Genomic DNA, 13,545 nt, shown 5'->3' with positions numbered 1-13,545 from the left:
CTCCATTCTGTTAAATGTTTTCAACCTTTTTCCACCATGTACCATCTGTAAAAGACAAATAGTAATAATTCAAGCGGCCGTTTTTATTTTCAAACGTAAACAGCCAGACAGGGGTTTTGCCTTCTAAGCCAAGTGTCTGCGATAAAATGTCTGCATCGCCCGCTTCCTCCTTGAAGAGAGCGCGTGCTTCCTTTTCCGTTACATTGCCTTTGAGCGGCTGGACGATTGGATCGGACTTGCCGTTTTGCTGGAGCCAAACCGCTACATCTTTTCCGCTTTCATCTTTCCCTGTACCCGTATAATACGCTTTTGTGCCGTTATATACGTACACATCGTCGATTTGCGAAAGAGACGCTTTTTCCTGAAGCTGTTCTAAAGCAGCCTCTCTGGCTTTTTCATACGGTTTTTGTGCATTATTATACATTATTGCGACAATAATCGCAATTAAAAGCAAAGGAATTCCGATTATTAATAACCACTTTTTAAAATTTGTTCGCATATTCACCACATCTTCATTACGTTCGGTAAATTGTAAAAACAGCTTTTGTTTGATCTTCCGCATCCAATGCAAGGCCGAACATTAAGTTCTCCCGCTTCAGCGTCCGGTTCAACGTATCGACAAGCTTATACAAATCGCCGTTATTCTCTACTTTCACCGTGGAAAGTACTTCGATCTTTGACTCCATTAAAATCCCTCCTGGCTCAAATTATAGCAGGAATAATAAGCCTTCATACAATTATTTTTCTCCTGGAAGCCACTTTTCGATCAATTCCATTGTGCCGGTGATATCGAGCTCTTTCGCTGGAACATCTGGAATCGATTGGAGAAACGCTTTTCCATAGCGGCTTGATAGGACACGACGATCAAACAGGACGGCTACTCCCCGGTCTGATTCCGTGCGAATCAGCCTGCCAAATCCCTGTCTGAACCTGATGACAGCCTGCGGAAGCGAGTAGGCAGAAAATGCATTTTCCCCTTCCCGCTTCAGCTGCTCGTTTTTCGCCTCGACAAAAGGATCATCCGGCGGAGCAAATGGAAGACGCACGATAAACAGAACAGATAAATCCTCTCCCGGAATATCGATGCCTTCCCACAGAGCGCCGGTTCCAAGCAGAATTGATTTATCATACTGGCGGAAATTTTTAGCCAGACGTGTTACACTGCCGCCTGTGATGCCCTGTGCAAAAATCGCGTATTCGGCCAGCAGCTCTGTTTCCCGAATAAAATCGTGTGTTTTCTTTAAAATATCAAACGAAGTAAACAAAACAAGCATGCGTCCGCCTGCTGTTTCTGCGGCCGCAATAATATAATCAGCCACAGCCTGCGCGTATGTGTCCTGATCGGTTTCTTTCACATCCGGCACATCGTTTGGAATGACAATCCGGCAGTGGTTCGCATAATCAAACGGTGAAGGAATCACGTGTTTCCGGTATGAAAAAGCTTCCAGACCCATTTCCCGTGCAAAGAATTGGAAAGACTGCTCAACGGTCAGCGTAGCGGAAGTAAAAAGGACGTGATGCCGTTCCAATAAATATGACTGAATAAGAGCACCCGGCTGAACGGGCTGTGTCCGCATGGTCAGCGTATTGGACAGTGAGCGTACATCGCCCTCGATCCACACTACTTCTTCTTCATCAGGACGAAACACGAGTTCAAACAGCTGTTGATTCCAGTTTCGGCACCGGTCTAAAAACAAAAGGGCATCATCCACATATAGTTCATCCCGGGCGGAAAGCTGCTTGCGAATATCTTCAATTGGAAGGACTTTCTCTTCTACCACTTCCACTAAACGGGACACCTTATTGTATAAACGTTCAGCGCCATACTCGATTTGCTGCCAGCCGGCCATATTCCGGCTTTTTTCCGTGATGGCGAGCTGGCGCTTCGCATGGTTTATGCGGGATGTCTGCCGTTCAAAAAAAGCAGAAACAACGCCAAGCCATTCTTCTGCCTCCGTTAAAACGGCGGATACAGCAGTCATTATTTTTTCCGCCGGCCGCTCTGTAAGACGCTTTGATTCAATTCGATTTAAATGATACAGAAGCCGCCTTTCCTCCGTTGTACCGATTTTCCCCATAAAAAACTTTAAGTCTGCTACTGAAAGCTCCCGGCCAAGCCGTTCTCTTGCCGCTCGTTCGAACCGGTGTGCTTCATCGATTAAAATAAAGCTCCCCGGCACCAAAATCGGCTTTGCCGCCTTCATATCGGCAATTAAAAAGGAATGGTTTGTAACAATAATATCTGCACTGGCCGCTACTTCCTTCGCATACCGGGCAAAGTCATGCTTTCTCCATGCCTGCTTTGCTTTATTCATATAATCGTCTGCCTGGCAGACTTCTTTCCAAAATAGGGCGCCGCCTGAAGATAAATTTAATTCATCGCCGTCACCGGTTTCAGTTTCAAGCAGCCAGACAAGCATTTGCATTTTTGTGATAATCCGGTCATAATTCCGCTCTTTTTCACGCAGCGACCGAACAAAGCGGGACAGATCCAGATAGTGGCGCTTTCCCTTTAGTACGGCGGCTTTTACGTGAAAAGGCAGAAGGATTTCAAGCTTTGCAAGCTCCCGTTCAAGCAGCTGATGCTGCAGCAGAACCGTATAAGTGGATACAACAACCGGCCGGCCGCTTCGCCGGCTTTCATAAATAGCCGGCAGCAAATACGCGAGCGACTTGCCGGTTCCGGTTCCGGCTTCAATGACAGTATGCTCTTTGTTTTGGAAAAAGTGCTGCACCGCCTCCATCATTTCCATCTGGCCGTGACGTCTTTGCATGCCGGGAGCCCCTGCAAGCAGCTCCCACTTTTCTTCCTCTGTTTGAGGAAACGAGATCGACTCGTCTGCTTTGCGTTTTTCCGGCTGTTTTTTTGTGCGCAATGCAAGTCCCCGGTACACAGTCCATTCCTCTGGCAGCATTTCTACACGCTGCTTTTTTTCCGCTGCGATACGCGACAGCAGCAAATGAATATCACTTTTCAACCCGGTTGACAGCTTCAGCAATTGTTCAATTGTGACAAGCGGAAGCTCTTCCAGACGGTCGACAAGGTAAATAAACAATTCCGCTGTTGCGCGGGCATCACTGTCCGCTCGATGCTTCTGCCCATGGCTCAGACGAAATTGATCGGATAAATCCCCCAGTTTATAGCTGTCCGAGACAGGCAGGACAATTTTTGCAAGCTCTACTGTATCAATAAAAGAACCGGTAAAAGGCGGATAACCGGCCGCCTCCAGTTCGCTGTTTAAAAAAGGCAAGTCAAAAAAAACATTATGGGCCACAAAAACCGAATCGGCCAGCCATTCCCGAAAGCGCTCTGCTTCTTCCTGAAAAAAAGGCGCCTGCTGGACCGCTTCATCCTCAATTCCAGTCAACTCCTGAATAAAAGGAGGAATCGGCATTTCCGGGTTTAAATACGTGCTGAACTGACTTTCAATCCGGCCATTTTCAACTGCAACAAAAGCAGCCTGCATAATACGGCCGCCGCTTGCGTAAGAATGACCCGTTGTTTCAAAATCTGCCACGGTAAATCGCATATCATTGATCACGGCAAACACACCTTTAAGTAAATTCTTTATCAGTTTACCATAAGAAGAGCAAAAGGTGCCTGCTTATCGGTATCAATTCAAACAAAAGCATCCGCCAGGCGGCTTTTCTCCAAAACAACAGAAGTTGGCAGAACAAAAGCACCTTTGCCAAATTGGAGAAAAAAAAGACCACTGCATAAACAGCGGTCCAGATTGTAGACAAATAAAATCTATTGCCAAGGGATTTCTTTCGTTTCTCTCTTATGCAAGGCGTGCAGGCGGTTGGGATGAGAGCCGATAAGGCGGCGGACGCGCGGCTTCGCTTTCCATGGGGCAGGCGCTGAGCCCCTAGGAGTCTTTGCCGCACACCCGCCGCCTGTACTACACACCCTGACAGATATACTTACCTCTATTACCAAAGCGCTAAAAGCGTATGTGGACATACCGTATTTGCTGCTTTTTCGAAACAAATGGGGAAGCAGGCCGGACGAAGACTCCTGCGGGAAGTACAGTGAGTCAGGAGACCCCACAGGCGCAGCCGAGGAGGCTCCCGCACTGCCCGCGGAAAGCGCAGTCCGGCCGGCTTCCCCTATCGGCCCTTTTTAAGAAACGATGTTTTCCGAAAAGTCTCCTGCCCGTTTCGATGTTGAAAACATTCATAAAAAAAGACTGACGACTTTGTCGCCAGCCTGAGACCGCTAGATAACCAACGGACAACATCCTTACATAATGGTGGAAGCTGGTTCTTGATGAAGCATGTCGGCAATCCGGTTGTCAGCGTCCATAATCAGCACTTTTGGTTTGTGCTCTTTTACTTTTTCTTCCGCTACTAGCACATAAGAAATAATAATAACGGTATCACCGGGCTGAACAAGACGCGCCGCTGCACCGTTTAAACAAACGACGCCGCTGCCGCGCTTACCTGGAATAATATATGTTTCCAGACGTGCACCGTTATTGTTGTTGACAATCTGCACTTTCTCATTCGGCAGCATGCCTGCTGCATCAAGCAGATCCTCATCGATCGTAATACTGCCGACATAGTTTAAATTGGCCTCGGTCACCGTTGCACGGTGGATTTTTCCGTTCATCATTGTGCGGTACATGGCGCACTTCCTTTCACTGGTAAAATCACATTATCAATTAAACGCGCCTGCTTGTACTGCACAGCTGCGGCTGCAATGATTGTTTCGTTTACTTGCTCAACCTGCTCAAGGGCAGGATAAGATAAAATCTCAAGGTAATCGATCACTGCTCCTGTCTCTTCTTCCAGTACGTAACGCGCTTTTTGCTTTAAGGAAGCGATATCGGTTTCTCCTGCTTCAACGGACTGCTTGATCAGCCGAAGCGCTTTATAGATGGCTGGCGCTTTTTCCCGTTCTTCCGGAAGCAGGTATACATTCCGTGAACTTTTTGCGAGGCCGTCCGGCTCTCTCACAGTATCCACACCAATAATTTCGATTGGTACGTTCAGCGCATCCACTAAGCCATGAATCACAGCAAGCTGCTGGGCATCTTTTTTCCCAAAATAAGCACGGTCTGCTTCGGTTAAATGGAACAGCTTCATGACTACCGTTGCCACTCCGTCAAAATGGCCTTCTCGTGAAAGACCGCACAGCGCATTCGTCCGTTTATGAACGGTCAGCGTCACAGCCGGCTCTTCCGGATACATTTCTTCTACTGACGGCAGAAACAAAAGGTCTACGCCCACTTCCCCTGCAAGCAGTGTATCCCGTTCTTCATCACGGGGATATCGCTCAAAATCTTCATTTGGCCCAAATTGAAGCGGGTTGACAAAAATAGACATCACCACAACGTCATTTTGGCTGCGTGCCTGTCGGGCAAGCGTCAGATGGCCTTCATGCAAAAAACCCATCGTAGGCACAAAACCAATGGACTGTCCGGCCGATTGAGCCGCCCGTATTTCTTTTTTTAAACCGGAGATCGTACGGACAATTTTCATCAATGGACGCCTCCGTACAAACGATCCAGCTCTTCTTCCTTCATCGTAAAGGTATGCTCTTTGGCTGGAAATACGCCTGCTTTCACATCTGCTACGTAAGAAGAAACAGCTTGTATGCCGGCTTGGTCAAAATCCGCATAACTTTTCACAAACTTAGCTGTCCGGTCCACTCCATAACGCGTGATGTCATGATACACAAGCACTTGCCCGTCTGTTTCCACACCCGCTCCAATACCAATAACCGGAATGTGAAGCGCTTGTGCAACCGACTGCGCTACTTGATGCGGTACACATTCAAGCACCAGCATAAACGCTCCGGCCTGCTCCATCGCCTTTGCATCGGCTAACAGCTGTTGCGCAGCTTCAGCTGTTTTCCCCTGTACCTTATAGCCGCCGAGTACACCGACGGACTGCGGTGTAAGCCCTAGATGTGCACATACCGGCACCCCGGCTGCCGTTAATTCACGGACGCGCTCCACCACTTCGCCGGCCCCTTCAAGTTTAACGGCATCGGCGCCTCCGTCCTGCATAATGGCACGGGCTGTATTTAACGTTTGTTCTTTGTTTACGTGGTAAGTCATAAACGGCATATCTGTTACGACAAATGTATTGCGGGCGCCCCGCTTAACAGCTTTTGTATGATGAACCATATCTTCAGTTGTCACGTAAACCGTGGATTCATACCCAAGCACGGTCATGCCGAGAGAATCACCGACTAAAATAATGTCTGAACCGCCTGCTTCCGCCTGCTTGGCTGACGGGTAGTCATACGCTGTAATCATCGCGATTTTTTCCTGACCGGCTTTCATCTTAATAAAATCTGCTGTTCGCTTCACGCTGTTTCCTCCTTTTGATCAGAGGAGACGAAACAATAAAAAAAGGGTCCTTTTGCTGGAAAGAAGCAGAAGGACCCCGCTGTAAACGGAATAATGTTTCGACCCTCTGTCCCTGTCCATTCGGATCAAGGCAGTGTTTGTCTTGTTATAAAATACGTTTCACTTTCGGAACGCGGTGCAGTTCAAGCATGATACCGCCCTTGTTCACGATTATTATAACAGGCATCCCCTCATTTGACTACCGTTCAATTTCAATGTCCGCTGAGTAGATCGAGTGAATGATGCCTTCTTCATCCTGCAGCTTTAATACGCCTTCTTCTGTAATCCCAATTGCCTTCCCTCGAATCGAGCCATTCACGGTTCGGGCCGTAATATGACGGCCAATCGAAACGGCAAACGATTCCCATTTTTGTTTGATCGAGGCAAACCCATTTTCCACATACTCTTTATAGTAGATTTCCATATTTTTAAGGATAGCCTGTACAAGCTTAGCGCGGGAGATGGTTTCTCCTTTTTCAATGGCGAGTGAAGTAGCAATGTCTTCAAGCTCAGCCGGAAATGCCTGCTGGTTTACATTCATGCCAATCCCAATAATAATGGAACGGATACGGTCAGCATCCGCTTGAAGTTCTGTTAAAATACCGGTTATTTTTTTCCCGTTCATCAAAAGATCATTGGGCCACTTGATTTCCGGCGTCAGCCCGGTTACATCCTGAATGGCTTCAGCAACGGCCACAGCCGCAATCAACGTAAACTGCGGCGCTTTCACAGGCGGAAGGTTTGGCTTTAAAATAAGGCTCATCCAAATTCCTGTACCCTTAGGAGAATGCCACGCTCTGGTCATGCGGCCGCGCCCTGATGTTTGCTCTTCCGCAATGACCAGCGTTCCTTCCTCTGATTCTTCCGCGATTTTATGTGCTTCTTTCTGCGTAGATTCTACTGTTTCTTTAAAAACAATTTGTTTACCGAGCTGGTCCGTTTGAAGACCGATTAACAATTCATTTTCACTTACTTTATCAGGCTTCCCTGTAATACGGTAGCCTTTGTTTCGTACTGCTTCAAGCTCAAAGCCTTCCTGCCGCAGTGATTCAATATGCTTCCAGACGGCGGTTCGCGAACAGCCAATGTGATCTGCCAATGCCTGGCCGGATACAAACTCACCGTCTGCTTTTGAAAACACCTCGAGCAGCTTATGCTTTACAGAAGATTGCATGCATGCAGCCACCTTTCAATTTCCGTTCGCTCGTTTGGAACGTCGCGTGCAATAACAGCCCGCTCCGTTCGTTCAAGCACTTCTTTTATCCATGGACCCCTTGGCTTGGACGCCCATTGGATCAAATCATTTCCTGTAATGGCGAGATCGTGACGGCTTTTTATCGGAAGCGATTCAAAACGGCTGGCTGCACTGCCGCCATCCAGCTCTTTTCCACCGGTCAGCGCGTACCCTGCAGCCGCTGCGTCAACAGATGACTGGAGCCCGCCTTGAAAAAGCTGCCAATCGGTAACGCCTTTCGCTAAAAACTGAATTAACGTTCGAACACTTCGGCCGATGCTTTTAATTCTTTTTTGCGGAAGCCGCCATTGTGTTAAAAATGGAACCGGATCTTCCTCCGCACACAAGTAAGCTGCCGCTGTCCAAACCTGATCCACTGTCAGCCCTTCAATCGGAAGACCTGCCAATCGGGTAAGCGCGGGCTTTTGTCTATCCAGCCCCGGCAAAAATTGATAAAGTCCTGTTTCAATTAATACAGCCACCGCCTGGCGCTTATCGCACCCGCTAAACAGTTTATCCATTTCGTTCAGCTTCCGCTCAACGGCGATGTGACCGAGCAGCGGCGCATGCTCGGTCATCGCTTCCTTCGTATCGTCATCCAAATGAAAAGACAACTGACTTACGAACCGGGCAGCACGCATCATTCGGAGGGCATCCTCTGAAAAACGTTCGCCTGCACGGCCTACAGTCCGGATTACTCTCCTTTGGATATCTTCTTTTCCGCCAAAGGGGTCAATCCATTCGCCATTTTTATTCATCGCCATTGCATTCATCGTAAAATCACGGCGTTTTAAATCTTCATACAGGGAGCGGACAAACCGAACCTGATCCGGCCTCCTGAAATCAGTGTAGTCGGATTCAGTCCGAAAGGTGGTCACTTCGAATCCAATACCGTTATGCAAAACGAGGATTGTCCCATGATCAATACCGACATCGACCGTATTCTTAAACACTGCTTTTACTTCAGTCGGCACTGCTGATGTGGCAATATCGACATCATGAACAGGACGGCCCAGAAAAAGGTCCCGGACCGCTCCGCCGACAAAAAATGCTTCGAAGCCCGCTTCTTCCAGGCGTGCAATAACCGGCAGCGCCTGGCGAAAAAAAGGATGGTCAATCATAAATGGCTTCCTCCAGCAAGCTGTAATAAATACGTTCATATTGCTTTACAATATCAGATGAATGAAACTGCTCCTGAACGGTCTCCATTGACCGCTGCTTCATCCGTTCATATAAGGCTTCATTTGTCAGCAATTCGATCGCAGCCTCGCTGATCGCTTCGACGTCACCAATGGGACGGACAAAGCCGTTTTCACCGTCCTCAATCACTTCTGGAATGCCGCCTGCATTCGTTCCGATACACGGCACGCCGCATGCCATCGCCTCAAGAGCGACGAGTCCAAAGCTTTCTTTCTCTGACAGAAGAAGCTTTACATCGCTGATTGTGTATAATTCCGCTAAATTGTTTTGCTTTCCAAGATAAAGCACTTGTCCTTCAAGTCCAAGTGATTCGGCCAGCCGGCAGACAACCGTCATCTCCGGCCCATCTCCAACAAGAAGAAGCTTTGCGGGCATTTGCTCAGCAATGTTGGCAAATACTTTTATTACATCTGTGACTCGTTTGACGGCGCGGAAATTCGATACGTGAATCACCACTTTTTCATCATCTTTGATGCCAAACTCTTTTCTTAAATGGCGGGCCGTCTCAACAGGGCGGTATACACGCTCATCAATAAAGTTGTACACGGTTTCAATATGCTTATCCGGCGCGATCATCTCTTTTGTCTGCTTTACAAGCGAGTGAGAAACAGCTGTGACCGCATCCGATTGTTCAATACCGAATTTAATGGCTGGTGCCAGTGCCGAATCTGTGCCAAGCACCGTAATATCTGTTCCATGCAGCGTGGTCACGATTTTTACGTTCGACTTGGCCATCTGCTTGCCTAGAATAGCGCAGACTGCGTGCGGGATGGCATAATGAACGTGTAAAATATCAAGCTTTTCACGCTCAATCACCTCAGCCATTTTGCTTGCGAGGGCAATATCATAAGGCGGGTACTGAAAAACCGAATATTGATTGACTTCCACTTGATGAAAAAAGATATTTGGGTATACCCGATCAAGCCGAAACGGAACAGCCGATGTAATAAAATGAATGGTATGCCCCTGCTCAGCCAGAAGCTTGCCAAGCTCCGTTGCCACGACGCCTGACCCGCCCACAGATGGATAGCATGTAATACCAATGTTTAATCCCATATTTTTTCTCCTGCCGATCATTCACTCTGTTCTTCAATAATACCATCAATCAATACGCGTGCTGTTCCAAGGTTTGTTGCAAGCGGAACAGAATATACATCACAAAGACGGACAAGCGCGGTCACGTCCGGCTCATGCGGCTGCGCCGTAAGCGGATCGCGGAAGAAAAAAACAAAATCCATTTCTCCCCGTGCGATACGGGCGCCGATTTCCTGGTCGCCTCCAAGCGGCCCGGATTGAAACCGGTGCACATCAAGTCCTGTTTTTTCCATTACGCGCGTGCCGGTAGTGCCTGTTGCAAAAAGCGTGTGGGCACCAAACACTTCTTTATGAAGGTCTACAAATTCGATCAAATCGTCTTTTTTCTTATCATGTGCAATCAGTGCAATATTCATTAGAATCCCCCATTAATCCAAGATATTTTCGAGACCATACACCAATGTTTTTGTTTTCATGACCGTTTCCACGCATACTTTTACGCCAGACATAAAGGATGCCCGGTTGTAAGAGTCATGACGGATTGTTAAGGACTCGCCATCCGCACCAAACAGCACCTGCTGATGTGCAATTAAGCCCGGCAGGCGTACACTATGAATATGCATGCCGTCCATTTCGGCACCGCGTGCTCCTGGAATTGTTTCTTTTTCTTCTGGATGTCCCTGGCGTTTCGGTTCACGCACTTCGCTGATCATGTGCGCTGTTTTCACGGCTGTACCAGACGGTGCATCCAGCTTTTTATCGTGGTGAAGCTCGATGATTTCTACGTCGCTAAAGTACTTTGCTGCCATCTGGGAAAACTTCATCATCAGAACGGCGCCAATGGCAAAGTTAGGGGCAATAATGCATCCAAGCTCTTTTGATGAAGAAAGCTCTTTTAGTTCCTCCAGCTGTTCATCGGTAAAGCCCGTTGTCCCTACCACTGGACGAATACCGTGCTCAAGTGCTGTTTTTGTATGTACATAGCCGAATTCAGGTGTTGTTAAATCAATCAATACATCGGCTGGATGCTCTGAGAAGCAGTCTTTTGCGTCTGTATAAATCGGTGCTTTCGAGCCGGAAAACCCGATATCCTCTAGTGTTTCCCCGGCATGTTTTCGGTCCAGGGCCGCCACCAATTCAAACTCTGGTGTATTCATCACCATTTTAACTGCTTCTATTCCCATGCGGCCGCGCGGGCCCGCGATAATAACACGAATACTGCTCATTTTTACTTTTCCTCCTCAATTTTGGTCCAGCGGTCTTTGTCTCTTGTCTGGAATTTGTGCATGACCCGGTCGTGTGCGGTCTGCAAATCAATCTCGAGCGAATTTGCCAGGCAGATGGCTACAAACAAAACATCCCCGAGTTCCTCCTCGATCGTTTTTTCTTCTTCGGATGTTTTCTTTGGCTTCTCTCCGTAGTAATGGTTGACTTCACGGGCCAGTTCGCCCATTTCTTCTGTCAGGCGGGCCATCATCGCAAGCGGACTGAAGTAGCCCTCTTTAAACTGGCCGATATAGCCGTCTACTTCTTTTTGCATATCACGCATCGATTTATCCATTTTTTTCACCACTTTCTTTCTTTTATATGTTACATATTATATAGAGGAGGTGCAATTTTTTCTTATTATTCATCACAATAAAAAGGAGAACGTATATGAAACACGGCATTAAATCCAAAAATGTATTTTTTATTTTGGTTGGCTCAGCTATTTTTTCATTTGGGCTTGTCCATTTTAACATGCAGAACAATTTAGCGGAGGGCGGTTTTACGGGCATTACCCTGCTATTATACAATTTATTTGAAATTGATCCTTCCTACTCGAATATACTTCTTAACATTCCCATTTTTTTGATTGGGTGGAAACTGCTCGGCCGTGTCTCTTTTTATTATACGCTGATTGGCACCTTCAGCGTTTCCTTCTTTTTATCGATCTTTCAAAACTGGCAATTTCACATTCCACTTCGGGATGACCTGTTTCTTGCCGCGCTGTTTGCAGGGGTTTTTATCGGCGCGGGCCTTGGGATTACGTTTCGGTACGGAGGCACAACAGGAGGCGTCGATATTATTGCGCGGCTTGTACATAAATATTGGCAGGTAAGCATGGGCAAAACCATGTTTTTATTTGATGCAGTCGTGATCACGGCTTCTTTTTTAACATACATCAATTACCGGGAAGCGATGTACACGCTCGTTGCCGTTTTTGTTGCAGCACGCGTCATTGACTTTATGCAGGAAGGAGCATACGCGGCACGCGGCGCGATGATTATCTCTTCTGCTCATGAAGAAATTGCGGACGAAATTAACAAACGAATGGAGCGCGGAGTGACGATTTTAAAAGGATATGGCTCTTTCACAAAGCAGGAACGCGATGTTTTATACTGCGTGGTGGGCCGAAATGAAATCGTCCGGCTGAAGAATATTATTCATGCGGTGGATCCGCACGCATTTGTTTCGGTGACAGTTGTGCATGATGTATTCGGAGAAGGCTTTACTCTTGATGAAAACAAACAGCCGATTGAACGTTAAAAAGCACCGGGAAAATTCCCGGTGCTTCAGGCTGTTGACAAACGCCCGCTTTCGGCGTCACTTGCCAGCTGTGAATGCTCATGACCCCAAAAAGGTCACTCCGCTTCCCAGCCGGCGGCGTTCCTGGAAAGTCAGACGTTTTCAATCAGCCTGCTTTCTTACTTTGTCTACACTCTCAAAGCACCGGAAAATTCCGGTGCTTTTTTATTAATCGTCGTTTTGAGCCATTCCCGTGTACATTAGTACGAGGCGAAGCAGCTCTAGAACGGCTACAGCAGCCGCTGCTACATAAGTCATGGCAGCCGCATTTAACACTTTGCGTGCTTCGCGTTCCTCATTGTTGCGGATAATGCCAGAAGCAACAATTTGGTCCATGGCCCGGTTTGATGCATTAAACTCTACCGGCAGTGTGATAACTTGAAATAGGACACCAGCAGCCATTAAAATAATCCCGAGCAGGAGCATATTTGTAGCGCTGGCAAAAATGCCAATCATAATGAAAATCCATGACATATTTGAGCTGAAATTCGCAATTGGAACAAGCGCGTGGCGGAAGCGAAGAAACGCATAGCCGACTTTGTCCTGAATAGCGTGTCCCACCTCATGAGCCGCGACAGCCGCTCCAGCAATAGAATGACCGTGAAAGTTATTCGGTGACAGGTTCACTGTTTTTGTAATTGGATTGTAATGGTCACTTAAAAACCCGCGTGATTCCACTACTTTTACATGCTGCAGACCATTATCGTCCAAGATGCGGCGTGCTGCTTCTGCACCAGTAATTCCTGTTGAAACGGCTACTTTTGAATACTTATTATACGTGCTTTTCACCTTAAATTGCGCCCAGAGCGGCAGCAAAATCAACAGGATAAAATAAATGATCCAAATCATCTAACTCCCTCTACCTCCGTTATGTTGTCGTATTTTGTCTTATCTTTATTTTAACGATTTATACCCCCGGGAGTCAAAGATTATGCTCGTTTTTCCTTTCTTCTTTCATACCTTTGTACTTTTTTCTGCCTGTGTATATGAGCGCTGCCATGATAACCCCGCCCGTGAGCGCAGTAACGTGAATCAGGTCTTCTTTTTTCTCAGGATTCATTTCTTCTGCTCCGCTGACTGGTACAAATATGAGAAGGAAACTCCAGATAAATGCGATAACTTTGTCCATTCTCCATCCCCCCGCCCATC

General features: G+C 47.2%; 15 protein-coding genes. 1 reads left to right on the top strand and 14 read right to left on the bottom strand.

Annotated features, from left to right (window positions below):
• Positions 1-10 precede the first annotated feature (10 nt).
• From RRU94_RS15265 to RRU94_RS15210, 12 genes are all read right to left on the bottom strand, one after another.
• Positions 11-499, bottom strand: coding sequence for a cell wall elongation regulator TseB-like domain-containing protein (locus tag RRU94_RS15265; RefSeq protein ID WP_315695420.1), 489 nt, complete (start codon positions 497-499; stop codon positions 11-13).
• A gap of 16 nt (positions 500-515) precedes the next feature.
• Positions 516-686 (bottom strand): YpmA family protein, encoded by a 171-nt coding sequence (locus RRU94_RS15260; RefSeq protein ID WP_242233636.1) that lies wholly within the window; start codon positions 684-686, stop codon positions 516-518.
• Positions 687-737: 51 nt separating this feature from the next.
• Positions 738-3,542, bottom strand: coding sequence for an ATP-dependent DNA helicase DinG (dinG, locus tag RRU94_RS15255; protein WP_315695418.1), 2,805 nt, complete (start codon positions 3,540-3,542; stop codon positions 738-740).
• 701 nt (positions 3,543-4,243) lie between these two features.
• Positions 4,244-4,627: an aspartate 1-decarboxylase gene (gene panD / locus RRU94_RS15250; RefSeq protein WP_315695417.1), complete on the bottom strand. Its 384-nt coding sequence runs from the start codon at positions 4,625-4,627 to the stop codon at positions 4,244-4,246.
• Positions 4,612-5,484 (bottom strand): pantoate--beta-alanine ligase, encoded by an 873-nt coding sequence (gene panC, locus RRU94_RS15245; protein WP_315695415.1) that lies wholly within the window; start codon positions 5,482-5,484, stop codon positions 4,612-4,614. The genes panD and panC overlap by 16 nt, the downstream gene beginning before the upstream one ends.
• Complete coding sequence (panB, locus tag RRU94_RS15240) at positions 5,484-6,320, bottom strand: 3-methyl-2-oxobutanoate hydroxymethyltransferase (RefSeq protein ID WP_315695413.1); 837 nt, start codon at positions 6,318-6,320, stop codon at positions 5,484-5,486. The genes panC and panB overlap by 1 nt, the downstream gene beginning before the upstream one ends.
• 238 nt (positions 6,321-6,558) lie before the next feature.
• Positions 6,559-7,533, bottom strand: a complete 975-nt coding sequence (locus RRU94_RS15235; protein ID WP_315695411.1) for a biotin--[acetyl-CoA-carboxylase] ligase — start codon at positions 7,531-7,533, stop codon at positions 6,559-6,561.
• On the bottom strand, positions 7,518-8,714 hold the full coding sequence (locus tag RRU94_RS15230) for a CCA tRNA nucleotidyltransferase (RefSeq protein WP_315695409.1): 1,197 nt from the start codon (positions 8,712-8,714) through the stop codon (positions 7,518-7,520). Before RRU94_RS15230 ends, RRU94_RS15235 begins: the two co-directional genes overlap by 16 nt.
• The gene (gene bshA, locus RRU94_RS15225; protein ID WP_315695407.1) at positions 8,707-9,849 is read right to left on the bottom strand and encodes an N-acetyl-alpha-D-glucosaminyl L-malate synthase BshA; all 1,143 of its coding nucleotides are present in this window, start codon (positions 9,847-9,849) and stop codon (positions 8,707-8,709) included. Before bshA ends, RRU94_RS15230 begins: the two co-directional genes overlap by 8 nt.
• Before the next feature lie 17 nt (positions 9,850-9,866).
• Positions 9,867-10,244 carry a methylglyoxal synthase gene (locus RRU94_RS15220; RefSeq protein ID WP_242233627.1) on the bottom strand — a complete coding sequence of 126 codons (378 nt, stop codon included), beginning with the start codon at positions 10,242-10,244 and terminating at the stop codon, positions 9,867-9,869.
• A gap of 12 nt (positions 10,245-10,256) precedes the next feature.
• Positions 10,257-11,054 carry a 4-hydroxy-tetrahydrodipicolinate reductase gene (gene dapB / locus RRU94_RS15215; protein WP_315695403.1) on the bottom strand — a complete coding sequence of 266 codons (798 nt, stop codon included), beginning with the start codon at positions 11,052-11,054 and terminating at the stop codon, positions 10,257-10,259.
• 2 nt (positions 11,055-11,056) lie between these two features.
• Entirely contained in the window at positions 11,057-11,389 is a 333-nt protein-coding gene (locus tag RRU94_RS15210; RefSeq protein ID WP_315695401.1) for a nucleotide pyrophosphohydrolase, read from the bottom strand.
• Between the two features lie 95 nt (positions 11,390-11,484).
• Here RRU94_RS15210 and RRU94_RS15205 point away from each other — a divergent pair, with 95 nt between their 5' ends.
• A complete protein-coding gene (locus tag RRU94_RS15205) occupies positions 11,485-12,357 on the top strand; it encodes a YitT family protein (protein WP_315695399.1) in 873 nt (290 codons plus the stop codon).
• Between the two features lie 207 nt (positions 12,358-12,564).
• Here RRU94_RS15205 and RRU94_RS15200 read toward each other — a convergent pair whose 3' ends face one another.
• Positions 12,565-13,245, bottom strand: a complete 681-nt coding sequence (locus RRU94_RS15200; protein WP_251270910.1) for a zinc metallopeptidase — start codon at positions 13,243-13,245, stop codon at positions 12,565-12,567.
• A gap of 73 nt (positions 13,246-13,318) precedes the next feature.
• Positions 13,319-13,525 (bottom strand): sporulation protein YpjB, encoded by a 207-nt coding sequence (locus RRU94_RS15195; RefSeq protein WP_315695397.1) that lies wholly within the window; start codon positions 13,523-13,525, stop codon positions 13,319-13,321.
• Between the last annotated feature and the right edge of the window lie 20 nt (positions 13,526-13,545).

Origin of the sequence: Domibacillus sp. DTU_2020_1001157_1_SI_ALB_TIR_016, from assembly GCF_032341995.1 — a bacterium.
GTDB classification, from domain to species: domain Bacteria; phylum Bacillota; class Bacilli; order Bacillales; family Domibacillaceae; genus Domibacillus; species Domibacillus indicus_A.
Note: the sequence above shows the minus strand (reverse complement) of the source record. Positions and strands in the feature narration are given on the sequence as shown.